14 protein-coding genes are annotated in these 11,817 nt (G+C 72.4%); 5 read left to right on the forward strand and 9 right to left on the reverse strand.

Translation table 11 applies throughout. From position 1 onward, the window contains the following. The first annotated feature begins 1 nt into the window (after position 1). The gene (locus ACIB24_RS13300; protein ID WP_398280886.1) at positions 2-964 is read left to right on the forward strand and encodes an SGNH/GDSL hydrolase family protein; all 963 of its coding nucleotides are present in this window, start codon (positions 2-4) and stop codon (positions 962-964) included. Here the strand turns inward: ACIB24_RS13300 and ACIB24_RS13305 are convergent. The 6 genes from ACIB24_RS13305 to ACIB24_RS13330 all read right to left on the reverse strand — a co-directional run bounded on the left by ACIB24_RS13305 (position 961) and on the right by ACIB24_RS13330 (position 6,037). Beyond that, positions 961-1,278: a GNAT family N-acetyltransferase gene (locus ACIB24_RS13305; protein ID WP_398280889.1), complete on the reverse strand. Its 318-nt coding sequence runs from the start codon at positions 1,276-1,278 to the stop codon at positions 961-963. The genes ACIB24_RS13300 and ACIB24_RS13305 overlap by 4 nt on opposite strands. 89 nt (positions 1,279-1,367) lie before the next feature. After that, positions 1,368-2,612, reverse strand: a complete 1,245-nt coding sequence (locus tag ACIB24_RS13310) for a hypothetical protein (protein ID WP_398280892.1) — start codon at positions 2,610-2,612, stop codon at positions 1,368-1,370. A gap of 96 nt (positions 2,613-2,708) precedes the next feature. After that, a complete protein-coding gene (locus tag ACIB24_RS13315) occupies positions 2,709-3,452 on the reverse strand; it encodes a hypothetical protein (RefSeq protein ID WP_398280895.1) in 744 nt (247 codons plus the stop codon). 97 nt (positions 3,453-3,549) lie between these two features. Further along, complete coding sequence (locus ACIB24_RS13320) at positions 3,550-4,281, reverse strand: amino acid ABC transporter ATP-binding protein (RefSeq protein WP_398280898.1); 732 nt, start codon at positions 4,279-4,281, stop codon at positions 3,550-3,552. Then, positions 4,281-5,165, reverse strand: coding sequence for an amino acid ABC transporter permease (locus tag ACIB24_RS13325; RefSeq protein WP_398280901.1), 885 nt, complete (start codon positions 5,163-5,165; stop codon positions 4,281-4,283). The genes ACIB24_RS13320 and ACIB24_RS13325 overlap by 1 nt, the downstream gene beginning before the upstream one ends. Positions 5,166-5,170: 5 nt before the next feature. Next, positions 5,171-6,037, reverse strand: a complete 867-nt coding sequence (locus ACIB24_RS13330; protein ID WP_398280904.1) for an ABC transporter substrate-binding protein — start codon at positions 6,035-6,037, stop codon at positions 5,171-5,173. A 33-nt stretch (positions 6,038-6,070) separates the two neighbouring features. Between ACIB24_RS13330 and ACIB24_RS13335 the strand changes: the two genes are divergently transcribed. Genes ACIB24_RS13335 through nuoH form a run of 4 tightly spaced genes read left to right on the forward strand, consistent with a single transcriptional unit; the run spans position 6,071 to position 9,142 of the window. Next, positions 6,071-6,445 (forward strand): NADH-quinone oxidoreductase subunit A, encoded by a 375-nt coding sequence (locus ACIB24_RS13335; protein ID WP_398280907.1) that lies wholly within the window; start codon positions 6,071-6,073, stop codon positions 6,443-6,445. Beyond that, positions 6,436-7,017 carry an NADH-quinone oxidoreductase subunit B gene (locus ACIB24_RS13340; protein WP_398280910.1) on the forward strand — a complete coding sequence of 194 codons (582 nt, stop codon included), beginning with the start codon at positions 6,436-6,438 and terminating at the stop codon, positions 7,015-7,017. Before ACIB24_RS13335 ends, ACIB24_RS13340 begins: the two co-directional genes overlap by 10 nt. Next, positions 7,014-8,177 carry an NADH-quinone oxidoreductase subunit C gene (locus ACIB24_RS13345; protein ID WP_398280914.1) on the forward strand — a complete coding sequence of 388 codons (1,164 nt, stop codon included), beginning with the start codon at positions 7,014-7,016 and terminating at the stop codon, positions 8,175-8,177. Before ACIB24_RS13340 ends, ACIB24_RS13345 begins: the two co-directional genes overlap by 4 nt. After that, positions 8,174-9,142 (forward strand): NADH-quinone oxidoreductase subunit NuoH, encoded by a 969-nt coding sequence (nuoH, locus tag ACIB24_RS13350; protein WP_398280917.1) that lies wholly within the window; start codon positions 8,174-8,176, stop codon positions 9,140-9,142. The genes ACIB24_RS13345 and nuoH overlap by 4 nt, the downstream gene beginning before the upstream one ends. Before the next feature lie 74 nt (positions 9,143-9,216). Here the strand turns inward: nuoH and ACIB24_RS13355 are convergent, their stop codons facing one another. The 3 genes from ACIB24_RS13355 to ACIB24_RS13365 form a co-directional block, all read right to left on the reverse strand. After that, complete coding sequence (locus ACIB24_RS13355; protein WP_398280920.1) at positions 9,217-9,624, reverse strand: hypothetical protein; 408 nt, start codon at positions 9,622-9,624, stop codon at positions 9,217-9,219. Between the two features lie 76 nt (positions 9,625-9,700). Beyond that, a complete protein-coding gene (locus tag ACIB24_RS13360; protein ID WP_398280923.1) occupies positions 9,701-11,041 on the reverse strand; it encodes a sensor histidine kinase in 1,341 nt (446 codons plus the stop codon). Then, a complete protein-coding gene (locus ACIB24_RS13365) occupies positions 11,038-11,748 on the reverse strand; it encodes a response regulator transcription factor (RefSeq protein WP_398280926.1) in 711 nt (236 codons plus the stop codon). The genes ACIB24_RS13360 and ACIB24_RS13365 overlap by 4 nt, the downstream gene beginning before the upstream one ends. Positions 11,749-11,817 lie beyond the last annotated feature (69 nt).

The raw sequence follows: 11,817 nt of genomic DNA on the forward strand, positions 1-11,817 counted from the left end.
GATGGGGTACGAGGACTTCTACGAGCACCGGGGCCAGGGACGGCATGCCAAGGCGCCGCGGTCACGGGTTTTGCGGCGCACCGTCCTGGTGCTCGTGCTGATGGTCGGGCTGGGCGTCGGCGGGGGCGTCGAGCTGAGCGCGTACGCCCGCACCGGCTGGGTGCCCGCCGCGCTCCGGTCGCCGAGCAGCCCGACCCCGGCCCCGGACCCGACGTCCACCACCGCCCCCGCGCTGAACGTCGCCGCGACCGCCGGTGCCGGCGCGACGCCGAGCACCACCCCGAGTGCGAGTGCGAGCGCGACTCCCACGCCCAGCCCCACGCCGGTGGCCCGGCCGTTGCGGGTGATGCCGCTGGGCGACTCGATCACGTGGGGCAACTACTACGCGGGCGCCTACCGGGTGACGCTGTGGAAGAAGCTCAAGGCCAACCACCTGAAGGTGAACTTCGTCGGTTCCGTCTCCAACGGGCCCTCGAGCCTGGGCGACCACGACGTGGAGGCGTTCTCGGGCTGGCGCACCGACCAGTTCAACGACGACGTGGCCGGTTGGCTGAAGACGTACCGGCCCGACGTCGTTCTGCTGCAGACCGGTTCCAGCGACATCGAGCAGGGGGCCACCGGCGCGACCACCGCGCAGCGGCTCGACACCCTGCTCGCCACCATGTACCGGACGAAGCCGCACCTGATGGTGATCGTCTCCACCACCACGCCCGAGGCCGACGCCGACGGCAACTGGTACACCAAGCCGTACCAGGACTACGACAAGAAGATCCCCGGCCTGGTGACGAAGTACCGCAACGCCGGCCGGCACGCCTACCTGGCCAACATGCACGCGCGGAACTTCTCGTTCGGCAGCCCCGACATCTCGCCCGACGGCGTGCACCCGACGGCCACGGGCTACGTGAAGATGACCGCCGTCTGGTACCCGGTCCTGAAGCCGCTCTTCTACACCGAGAAGCCCTAAGCCACCTTCAGCCCGAAGATCGACCGGTGCGAGGGCGGCACCAGCTCGGCGTAGTCGGGGTTCTTCACCATGAACTTCCGCACGAACGGGCAGTAGGGCAGCACCTGCTTGCCCCGGCCGCGCAGGTCGTCGAGCGTCGAGCGGATCAGCGTCGACCCGAGGCCCTGCCCGCCGAACTCCTCCCCGATCTCGGTGTGCATCAGCGCGTACGTCTCGCCCCGCAGCTCGTAGGCCGTGAAGCCGGCGAGGGCGCCGTCGACGGTGATCTCGAACCGGTTCTCCGCCGGGTTCTCCCGGACCGTGATGTCGGCCATGCGCTCATGCTCGCAGACGCGTCGCGGGCGGTCACCGGCCCGGTGGACCGGCGACCGCCCGCGGGATCTACTGGGGCGCTCCGGAGTCCCTAGTGAGCGCCGATCTCCTTGGCCCGGCGGCTGATCAGGGCCAGCGCCGCACCACCCATCGCGACCGCGACCAGGCCGAGCAGCCCGCCGCCCGAGGCGCCGCCTCGCAGCGGGGACTCGGTCAGGCCGGTGGCCCGACAGAGCCGGGCCAGGGCACTGTCGCCCGAGCCCGAGCCCGACCCGGTGCTCACGCCGGCACCGACCCCGACGCCCGAACCCGAACCGGTGGCCGGGTCGCCGATCACGCCGCTGCCGTTCCCGTTACCGCCGGGGGTGCCGTTACCGCCGGGCGTGCCGGGGGTCCCGGGCGTGCCGGGGGTGCCGGACGTGCCGGGACCCTCGACGCCCAAGTCGCCGAGCAGGCCGCCGAGGTTCAGGGACAGGAAGGCGTGGACGCCGTCGAGCAGCGTCGCGTCGACGGTCGCCGGGCTGAGGTCGCCCAGGTTCGCGTCGAGGGCGACGAGGTCGCCGACCCCGAGGCCGTCACCCGTGTCGCCGAGGGTCAGACCGTCGCCCAGATTCCCCAGCGACAGGCCGTCACCGATCGTGCCCAGCGAGAGTCCGGAGCCCGAGTCGGTGCCACCGGACGGCGTCCCGCCGAGCGACAGACCGTCGCCCAGCCCGCCGCCCAGGTCGATCACGTTGCTCAGGTCACCCAGGTCGATCGGGGCGCTCCCGCCACCGACCCCGCCGAGGTCGATCGGCAGCGCGACGGGGGTCGATCCACCGGCCCCCGGTACCGCCGTGTCGGCGGCCGAGCTGATCACGACTTTGGCCGTGCTGGGCAACAGCACCTTCAGGATGCCGTGCCGCCCGGCATCGGCCGGGTCGTCCGCGACGGTCGCCCCGGAACCGAGCCCGACGTCGACCTTCAGCCCGCCGACGTGCCCGGACCCGCCGGCCCCCGCCCCCGTGCCGGTCGACGTGGCGCCGCCGGTGGCCCTCTTCACCGTGTCGGTGGTGCTCTTCGCGCCGCCGGTGACGCGGTTGACGGTGTCGTTCACCGTGTCGGTCACCTGCTTCACCGGGTCCTTCACGGAGCCGGTGGAACCGCCCGACGAGCCGGAGCCCGCCGAACCACCGAGGTCGACCTTCAGGCCACTGTCACCACCGAGGGTGATGTGCAGGCCGCCGTCGGCCGCGGAGGCCGCCCCGGCCCCGGCCACGAGCAGCGTGCCCGCGGCGACGGATGCGGTGAGTACGCGGCGGGAGACCCCGCCGGCGCGCATGGAGTTGGTACGCATGGCTTTCACTTCCCTTGGAACAGCTTTCGAACGAACAAGTACGGGCTCTGGCGTGCGCCGTCTGCTGGACGCCGGACTTGTAGGTGCGAGAGCTGGTCAGTCGGGGGTGAAGGGCGGCGCGTCCGCGCGGTCGCGGGGATGCAGGCCGGACGGGTCGGCCGTCGTCCACCACAGCGGGGACGGCGTGAGCCCCGCCAGGCTGGGCGCGCTCACCCAGCCGAGCTGCAGGTGGAGGGAGTCGGCAGCGCCGGCCCCCGTCCCGGCGGGCAGGGCCGGGACGGGGCCGGTCGGCCGGGGCCCGGTGGGTGCGGCGGGTACCGAGGGCACCAGCGACAACGCAACCCGTTGCAGGAGCGCGACTTCGGCTCCGGCAGGGCCCTGTGGGGGCTCGTCGATCAGGAGCGCGGGGAGGGCGCGCGCGGCCAGCCCGGGCAGCAGGTCGGGCAGTTCTCCGGGCAGCTCGGCCGGCGCGAGGTGGTCGAGGGACGGTCCGTCGAGCCTCGGGTGCAGCCCGACCGGGCCGCGAGCGAGGGCAGGCATCGGCGATGCGACCCGGTCCGAGAGGTCGCGCGGAAGGGTGAGGTTGGGTTCGCCGGTGATGGTGCTCAGGAGCCTGGGGACCTCGGTCGTGGCCCGGTCGGGTTGGTCGGGGGTGACGCTCACCCTGACGTTCTTCGTGATGCTCAGCGTGGCCGGGGTCGAAGGGCTGGCGGCACAGGCGGTGGCGGCTGCTGCGGCGCAGATCCCCGCGCCGAGCAGCACGCCTCCACCTAGTCGCAGCGCCCAACGCCGGAGTGCAGACGGTTCCGGCGCCAGCCGTTGCTTCGCGTCACGAAGCATGCACACATCGTGGCTCTGCGGTCGGAATCCGGCTACTCGCGTGCGAGTGAAATCGAACGGAGCACACGTACACGCAGAGTGAACGTGAGCACGCCCGTCACGTGTGGAGCGAGCTCAGGAACGCCTGGGTCCGCGCCTGCCGTGGGGACTCGAGCACGGTGGCCGCCGGCCCACGCTCGAGCACGCGCCCGCCGTCCAGGAAGCACACCTCGTCGGCCGCCCGCCGGGCGAAACCCATCTCGTGCGTCGCGATCACCATGGTCATGCCCTCGGACTTGAGGTCCTGCAGCATGGCCAGCACCTCGCCGACCAACTCCGGGTCGAGCGCCGAGGTCACCTCGTCGAAGAGCATCAGCTTCGGGTCGTTGACCAGCGACCGGGCGATGGCCACCCGCTGCTGCTGCCCGCCGGACAACTGGTCGGGGTGGGCGGACGCGCGGTGCTTGAGGCCGACGCGCTCGAGCATGGCCAGCGCCTTCTCCTCGGCCTCGGCGCGGGCCACGCCGTGCACCTTCCGCGGGGCCAGCGTCACGTTGTCGAGGACGCTCAGGTGCGGGAAGAGGTTGAACGACTGGAAGACGATGCCCATCCGCGACCGCACCGCGTCGGCGTCGACCCGCGGGTCGGTGATGTCCTCGCCGTCCAGCTCGATCGTGCCGTCGTCGACGACCTCCAGCAGGTCCACGCAGCGCAGCAGCGTCGACTTCCCCGACCCCGACGCCCCGATCAGCACCACGCACTTGTGCGCGTCGACGTCCAGGTCCAAGCCGTCGAGAATGACGTTGTCCCCGTAGGACTTCCGTAACCCGGTGACCTTCAGCAGAGCCATCAGAGGTGGCCGCCCATCGGGAGGAACCCGCGCCGCTTCGAGTAGGCGTCGGTGAACCGGGTCAGCGGGATCGTCAGGGCCAGGAACAGCACGCCGGCCACCACGTAGGGGGTGAAGTTGTAGGTCTCGGCGGTGGCGATCTGGGCTGCGCGCACCGAGTCGATCGCCGCCCCGAGGATCGAGATGAGCCCCGAGTCCTTGGTCAGCGCGACGATGTCGTTCAGCAGCGGCGGGACGACGTTGCGCACCGCCTGCGGCAGCACGACGAACCGCATGGTGGCCGACGACGACAGCCCGAGCGAGCGGGCCGCCGCGCGTTGGGAGGGGTGCACCGACTCGATGCCGGCGCGGAACACCTCGGAGCAGTAGGCCGAGTAGGTCAGCACCAGGGCCAGGCCGCCGAGCACCGTCGGGTTGTTCGTCACGCCCTGCAGCCGCAGCCCGGGCACCCCGAAGCCGACCAGCAGCAGCACCAGGATCAGCGGCAGCCCGCGGAACACGTCGACGTAGACCGTCGCGACGATCCGCAGCGGCGTGAAGACCGGGCCCTTCAACGTCCGGGCCAGGGCCAGCAGCAGGCCGAACGTCAGCATGCAGACGGCGCTGACCGTGAAGACCTCGACGTTGATCCAGAACCCGCGCAACACGTCGCCGAACGAGTCCCGGGCCACGCCCCAGTTGAAGAACGTGTCCCGGGTGCGCTCCCAGCCCGGCGAGCTGACCACCCCGGCCACGAGCCCGCCGAGGATCACGACCGTGCTGACGACGGCGATCAGCACCGAACGCCGGGCCTGCGCCCGGCGGTAGGCGAGCCGCTCGACCTGCCGGGCCGACGGCGTCCAGCTGCTTGTACTGCCGGACGCCGTCGGGCCTGACCCGCTCACCGGTGTTACTTCAGGACGGGCGCGCCGGCGCCCTGGGCGAGCCACGTGTCGGCCAGCTGCGCGAGGGTGCCGTTGCTGCGCAGCGTGTCGACGGCCTGGGAGACGCACGGGGTCAGCGACGAACCCTTCTCCAGGACCATGCCGAACTGCTCGGGCGTGCCCGTGGTGTTCTCCAGCTGCCCGACCACCAGGCCGTCGTCGAGCTCGGCGGCGGTGATGTACAGGCCGGTCGGCAGGTCCACCACGAGGGCGTCGACCTGGCCGTTCTTCAGCGCCAGCTTGGCCTTGTCGTTGTCGTCGAAGACGGCGGGCGTCTGCGTCGGCTTGATCTGGTCGGTGATCGCCTTGTAGCTCGTGGTGCCCACCTGGGCGCCCAGCTTCAGGGCCTGCAGCCCGGCCAGCGTGGTGACGCCGTCGGCCTCGCTGCCCTTGGTGGTGATCACGGCCTGCGTGACGTCGTAGTAGCCGGAGCTGAAGTCGACGGCCTTCTTGCGCTCGTCGGTGATCGAGAACTGGTTGATGTCGACGTCGAAGCTCTTCGCGCCGGGCTGGATGACGGAGTTGAAGCTCGCGGTCACCCACTTCACCTGGTCCTGGGTGTAGCCGAGCTGCTTGGCGACCGCGTAGGCCACCGCCGACTCCAGGCCCTTGCCGTTGCTGGGCTTGTCGTCCACGAACCACGGCGGGTACGCCGGCTTGTCGGTGCCGACCGTCAGCGTGTTCGCGGTCTTCGTCTTCAGGTCCGCGGGGGAGCAGGACAGCGAGGCGGAGGGGGTCGCGGCGTCCGACGCGGAGTCGGTGGGGGCGCAACCGGCCACGGCCGCGATCAACGCGACACCGGCCAGCGGGAGGGTGACCTTCTGGATTCGCACGGTCGAGATAGTAAGGCCAGTAGAGTCTCGTTCGTGCATTCGTCACAGGTCGCTGACCAGCCCTATCTGGTCGTAGCCGCTGTTACTGCGGCCGGGGTGCTGCTCTTCGCGGGAGCCATGGCCGCGCGCCGCCTGCTGGCCCCGAGGGTGCCCACCACCGGCAAGCTGACGACGTACGAGAGTGGCGTCGACCCGGTGGGCGGCGGCTGGGCGCAGAGCCAGATCCGCTACTACCTCTACGCGTTCCTGTACGTCGTGTTCGCCGTCGACACCGTCTACCTGTTCCCGTGGGCGGTCGTGCTGAAGCGGCTGGGTTGGGCGTCGCTGGCCGAGATGGCGGTGTTCCTCGGGATCATCGCCGTGGGCCTGCTGCACGCGATCCGGCGAGGAGCCCTCCGATGGTCGTAGACCTGCCCGAGCCGAAGGTCGGCGCCGTCGGCTCGGTGGCGCCGTACCCGCTGCGGCTGGTGCTCAACTGGGGCCGCCGGTACAGCCTGTGGGTGTTCAACTTCGGGCTGGCCTGCTGCGCGATCGAGTTCATCGCCGCCTCGATGAGCCGGCACGACTTCATCCGCCTCGGGGTGATCCCGTTCGCCAACGGCCCCCGCCAGGCCGACCTGATGGTCGTGTCCGGCACCGTGACGGACAAGATGGCCCCGGCCGTGCGCCGGTTGTACGACCAGATGCCCGAGCCGAAGTACGTCATCTCGTTCGGCGCCTGCTCGAACTCCGGTGGGCCGTACTGGGATTCGTACAGCGTGACGAAGGGCGTCGACCAGCTCATCCCCGTCGACGTGTACGTGCCGGGCTGCCCGCCGCGGCCCGAGGCGCTGCTGCAGGGCATCGTGAAGCTGCAGGAGAAGATCGCCGCCGAGCACCTGGGCCGCAAGTACCGCGGCATGCGCGAGCAGCAGCGCGCGGTCAACGCCGCCGCCCTGACCCGGCCTCTCGTGCACCCGACGGGGCAGGGCCGGCAGTGAGCGAGTCCCCCCCGACCCAGCCGATCATGGTCCCGTTCCCGGACCCGCTCGCCGACACCGCGCTGAAGGTCACCTTCGCACCGGCCCTGGTCTCGCGGGACGGCGCGGGCACGCCGGTCATCGACGTGCCCGAGGGGCAGTGGATGCACTGTGCGCTGACCGCCCGGCACGAGGTCGGCATGACCTTCCTCGACTGGCTGTCGGCCGTCGACGAGCCCGACGGCGACCCGCCCGGGGTGGACGTCGTCCTGCACGTGGCCGCTCCCGGCTCGCTCAAGACCCGCGGCATGGAGCGGCTGATGCTGCGCACCCGCGTCCCGGACGGCGGCGCGCTGCCCAGCCTCACCGGCGTGTGGCCGGGGGTGGCCTGGCACGAGCGCGAGACGTTCGAGATGTTCGGTGTGCGGTTCACCGGCTTCGACGACGGCTCGGGCCTCGGCCTGCGACCGTTGCTGCTGCCCGACGGGTTCGAGGGCACGCCGCTGCGCAAGTCGTTCGTGCTCGCCGCCCGTGCGTCGAAGGCGTGGCCGGGGGCCAAGGACCCGGGGGACTCCGAGGCGAAGCCCGCCCGGCCCGGCGGCAAGGCGCCCGCGCGGCGCAAGACGCTGCCGCCCGGGGTGCCGGACCCGTCGTGGGGGCCGCGCGAGGTGGGCGAGGAGCAGGTGGACGCCGCCCCGCCCGTGCGCCGGGCCCCCGCCCGTCCCGCGGTGGTCACCCCTCCGGTCGTCGAGGCGCCGGTCGTTGAGGCGCCGGTCGTTGAGGCGCCGGTCGCCGAGGCGCCGGTCGTTGAGCCGCCCGCGCCGCGCGTGATCGACGTCGAGTCGCTGCCCGTGCTCGAACCGGCCGCCGAGCCGACCAGCGACTCCGCCGAACCGATCGACCCCTCCCCGTCCGCCTCAACGATCGTTGATCCGTCTCTCGTGGAGGCCCCGGAGGCCGAGGTCGGTGCAGATGCCGAGGCCGAACTCGAGGCCGAACCCGAGGCCGAACCCGAGGCCGAACCCGAGGCCGAACCCGAGGCGGAGGAGCCGGTCGCGGGGCGGGCGCGCGACGTCCTGCCGGCCATGCCACCGACGCCGGTGACGAGCGAGATCCCGGTGATCGCACCGCCCGTGGCCCAGGAGCCGGAGCCCGAGGACGAGCCGGAGGAGGAGTCGTGACCTTCTCCGTCGACGTCCCGCTGCTCGTCGACGTCGTGGTGCGGGCGGCGTCGGTGCTGGTCGCCTTCCTGGTGCTGCCGCTGCTGGTCGGGCAGACCGAGCACAAGGTGATGGCCCACATGCAGGGGCGGCTCGGCCCGATGTACGCGGGCGGCTTCCACGGCTGGGCGCAGCTGGTCGCCGACGGGGTCAAGTTCGCGCAGAAGGAGGACGTGATCCCGGCGGCCGCCGACCGGGCCGTCTTCAAGCTCGCGCCGGCCGTCGCGCTGGTGCCGTACATCGTCGCGCTGGCGGCCATCCCACTGTCGCCGACGCTGGTCGCCGCCGACCTGAACGCGGGCCTGCTGTTCGTGCTGGCCGCCTCGGCGGTGTCGGTGCTCGGCACGCTCATGGGGGGCTGGGCCAGCGGCAACAAGTACGCGCTGCTGGGTGCTCTGCGTTCCGCCGCACAGCTTCTCGCCTACGAGCTGCCGCTGGTGCTGGCCGCCGCGTCGGTCGCGCTGGCCGCCGGGACGCTGTCGCTGACCGGCATCGCCGCCTCCTGGCACTGGTGGTGGTTGATCTGGCAGGCGCCCGCCGCGGTGGTCTTCCTGGTGGCCGGGCTGGCCGAGGTGCAGCGCCCGCCGTTCGACATGCCGCTGGCCGACTCGGAACTCGTGATGGGCCCGTACACCGAGTACACCGGCCTGCGGTTCGCGCTGTTCCTGCTGGCCGAGTACGCGGGCATCGTGGTGCTGTCGGCGCTGACCGCCGTGCTGTTCCTCGGCGGCTGGCGCGGGCCGTTCGCCGAGTACCTGGGCCCCGTGTGGATGCTGCTGAAGACCGGGGTCGTGGCCGTCGTCGTGATCTGGGTGCGCGTCGCCTGGCCGCGGCTGCGCGAGGACCAGCTCCAGCGCCTGGCCTGGGCCGTGCTGGTGCCGGTGACCCTCGCGCAGCTGGCGATCACCGCCGTCCTCGTCGTCTGACCTCCAAGATCACCGAGAGGGTGCACTGATTGCGAGTCTGACTCGCAATCAGTGCACTCCAACGGTGATCACGGTCAGCTCAGGCCCAGGGAGTCGCACTCGGCGGCGGCCTTCTGCACCTCGGCGATCCGGTCAGGCAGGTTCTCGCGGCGGTCGAGACGCTTCTGCAGGGCGTCGGCGCGCTTCGGGAAGTTGTGCTCCTTCAGCTTCGCGAGCCGCTTCTCGGCCTTGGCCCGCGCGTCGTCGCCCTTCTCCGCCAGCGCGGCCTGACGCTTCTGCAGACGCTCGACGATCTCGTCGGAGTTCCCGCAGAACGTGGTGACCCGGGTGGCCAGCACGCTGCCGGCGGGCAGGGTGATGGACGAGCTGGACGAGCTGGACGTGGTGGTGGTCGGGGTGTCCGACGTGGTGGCGATGGCCACCCCGCTCACGGCGAGGAGACCGGCGGCGCCCACGGCGCCGAAGACGATGCGTGAGTTCATGACCTGAACCCTGCCCGCCCCGGGTGGCGGCCGGGTCAGCGCAATGTTCGGGGAATGTACGGATCGTCGGCGGGAGTCAGATCCGGGGCAGGTAGAGCACGAACGACGCGCCCCCGGCCGACGAGTGACCGGCCTTGGCCTGCCCGCCCAGGCGCCGCACCAGCTCCCCGACGAGAGCGAGCCCCAACCCGGTGCTGACCGCCCGCTCGCCCGAGTAGCGGTCGCTCAGCCGCCCGCGCTCGAACGCGACGGCCAGGTCGTCGTCGGCCAGCCCCGGACCGTCGTCGCTGACCTCCACCCAGGCCAGTCCGGGGTGCTCCCCGCAGGTCAGCTTCAACCGGGACTCCGGGGGCAGCACCCGCAGCGCGTTGTCGAGCAGGGCGTCGATCGCCTGCCGCAACCGGTCGGCGTCCGTCACCAGTGGCAGCGTCGCCGGGGCCGCGACGTCGAGCCGGACGCGGGCGTCGGTGGCCCGCGCCATCCAGGCGGCCCCGGCGGCCCGCACCAGATCGGCCAGGTCGGCCGGCGCCGGGGAGACCGTGAAGTCGTCGGCTTCCATCCGGGCCAGGGCCATCAGGTCCTCGACCCGCCGCGACAGCCGCGCCGACTCCTGCTTGATCACGACGCCGGCCCGCTCGGCCTCGAAGCCCACGATGACGCCGTCGGCCAGCCCCTCCGCGTAGCCGTTCACCGCGGTCAACGGGGTGCGCAGCTCGTGCGAGACGTCCATCAGGAAGCGCCGTTGTCGTTCCTCGCTGAGCGACAGCGCCGCGGCCAGGTCGTTCAGCGCGTGCCCGACGTCCGCCACCTCGGCCGGGCCGCCCGGCGTGACCTGAACGTCCCGCCGTCCGGCCCCGATCTCCCGCGCCCCGGCCGCCAGCCGGCGCAGGGGCGCGCCGAGCTGACGGGCCAGCAGGGAACCGACCAGGACCCCCGCCGCGAGACCGACCAGCAGGGCCAGCACGAACCGCCGGCCCACCGGCGAGGCGCCCGACGCCCCGGCCGCCGGCTCCGTGACCAGCACCGTGATGCCGTTCTCGGTGACGCCCTCGGCCAGCCACTCCTGACCGTCGAGCCGGCGTCGGTCGGACAGGCCCGCGGGCGAGCGGGCGGCCTCGCCGTCACCCGCGACGAACGGCGGGTCGACCGGCGCGGCCGGGTCGGTCAGCACCACCAGCGTGATCTGGCGCCGGGCCAGGTTCTTGGTCAGCGCGGCGGTGCGGGCCCGCAACCGGGCCGGCCGGTCGTCGAACGCGGCCAACGTGTCGGCCACCGTCTGGGCGTCGCGTCGCAGGGCCGTCGACGCCTGGTCCGAGGCGCCCGCCCGGTACAACCCGAGCGTGGTCAGGCTGGTGAACGTGACGCTGATCAGGGCCACCACCACGGTCATCCCGATCAGCCGGCGCTGCAGCGTCACGAGGGACGCTCCGAGCGCTCGACCGAGTAGCCGACGCCCCGCACGGTGCGCAGGTCGAGCGCGGCGCCGAGCTTGGCGCGCAGTTGGGCGACGTGGACGTCGAGGGTGCGCGTCGGCGTCCCGGGCGGGTAGCCCCACACGTCGGCGAGCAGTTCCTCGCGCGGGAAGACCCGGCCGGGACGGCCCATCAGGTGGCGCAGCAGGTCGAACTCGGTGGTGGTCAGCGGCACCGGTACCCCGTCGGCCTCCACCTTCCGGCTACCCGCGTCGAGCCGGACCGCTCCCACCGAGAGCACGTCGTCCACCGCGCCGGAAGGCCCGGCGGGCACCCGGCGCAGCACGGCTCGGACCCGGGCCACCACTTCGCGCGGGCTGAACGGCTTGGTCACGTAGTCGTCGGCGCCCAGCTCCAGGCCGAGCACCCGGTCGACCTCGTCGTCGCGCGCGGTGACGAACAGCACGGGGGTGGCATCGCCCGCGGCGCGCATCCGCCGGCACACCTCGATGCCGTCGATGCCGGGCAGCCCGACGTCCAGGATCACGGCCGCCGGGTGCAGCGCCGCGAGGTCGCGCAGGGCGTCCTCCCCGGTGCGGGCCAGCGCCACCTCGAACCCGTCGCGGGCCAGGTAGGAGCCGAGCAGATCGGCGATCGGCCGCTCGTCCTCGACGATCAGCACGACCTGCGCCGCCTCCTGTCCCGCCGACATCACGGGGGACATCCTGCCCGCAAACACAGGAAACGTGTGAGGGGCGATACGGGTGCACGTCACAGTGGG

Origin of the sequence: Spongisporangium articulatum (assembly GCF_044465595.1) — a bacterium.
GTDB lineage: Bacteria > Actinomycetota > Actinomycetes > Actinomycetales > Kineosporiaceae > Spongisporangium > Spongisporangium articulatum.

Bases quoted from the DNA above. Each gene is read 5' to 3' on its own strand.
- ACIB24_RS13300 (WP_398280886.1), top strand. From the start codon at position 2: ATGGGGTACGAGGACTTCTACGAGCACCGGGGCCAGGGACGGCATGCC.
- ACIB24_RS13305 (WP_398280889.1), bottom strand. From the start codon at position 1,278: ATGGCCGACATCACGGTCCGGGAGAACCCGGCGGAGAACCGGTTCGAG.
- ACIB24_RS13310 (WP_398280892.1), bottom strand. From the start codon at position 2,612: ATGCGTACCAACTCCATGCGCGCCGGCGGGGTCTCCCGCCGCGTACTC.
- ACIB24_RS13315 (WP_398280895.1), bottom strand. From the start codon at position 3,452: ATGCTTCGTGACGCGAAGCAACGGCTGGCGCCGGAACCGTCTGCACTC.
- ACIB24_RS13320 (WP_398280898.1), bottom strand. From the start codon at position 4,281: ATGGCTCTGCTGAAGGTCACCGGGTTACGGAAGTCCTACGGGGACAAC.
- ACIB24_RS13340 (WP_398280910.1), top strand. From the start codon at position 6,436: ATGGTCGTAGACCTGCCCGAGCCGAAGGTCGGCGCCGTCGGCTCGGTG.
- ACIB24_RS13355 (WP_398280920.1), bottom strand. From the start codon at position 9,624: ATGAACTCACGCATCGTCTTCGGCGCCGTGGGCGCCGCCGGTCTCCTC.
- ACIB24_RS13365 (WP_398280926.1), bottom strand. From the start codon at position 11,748: ATGTCGGCGGGACAGGAGGCGGCGCAGGTCGTGCTGATCGTCGAGGAC.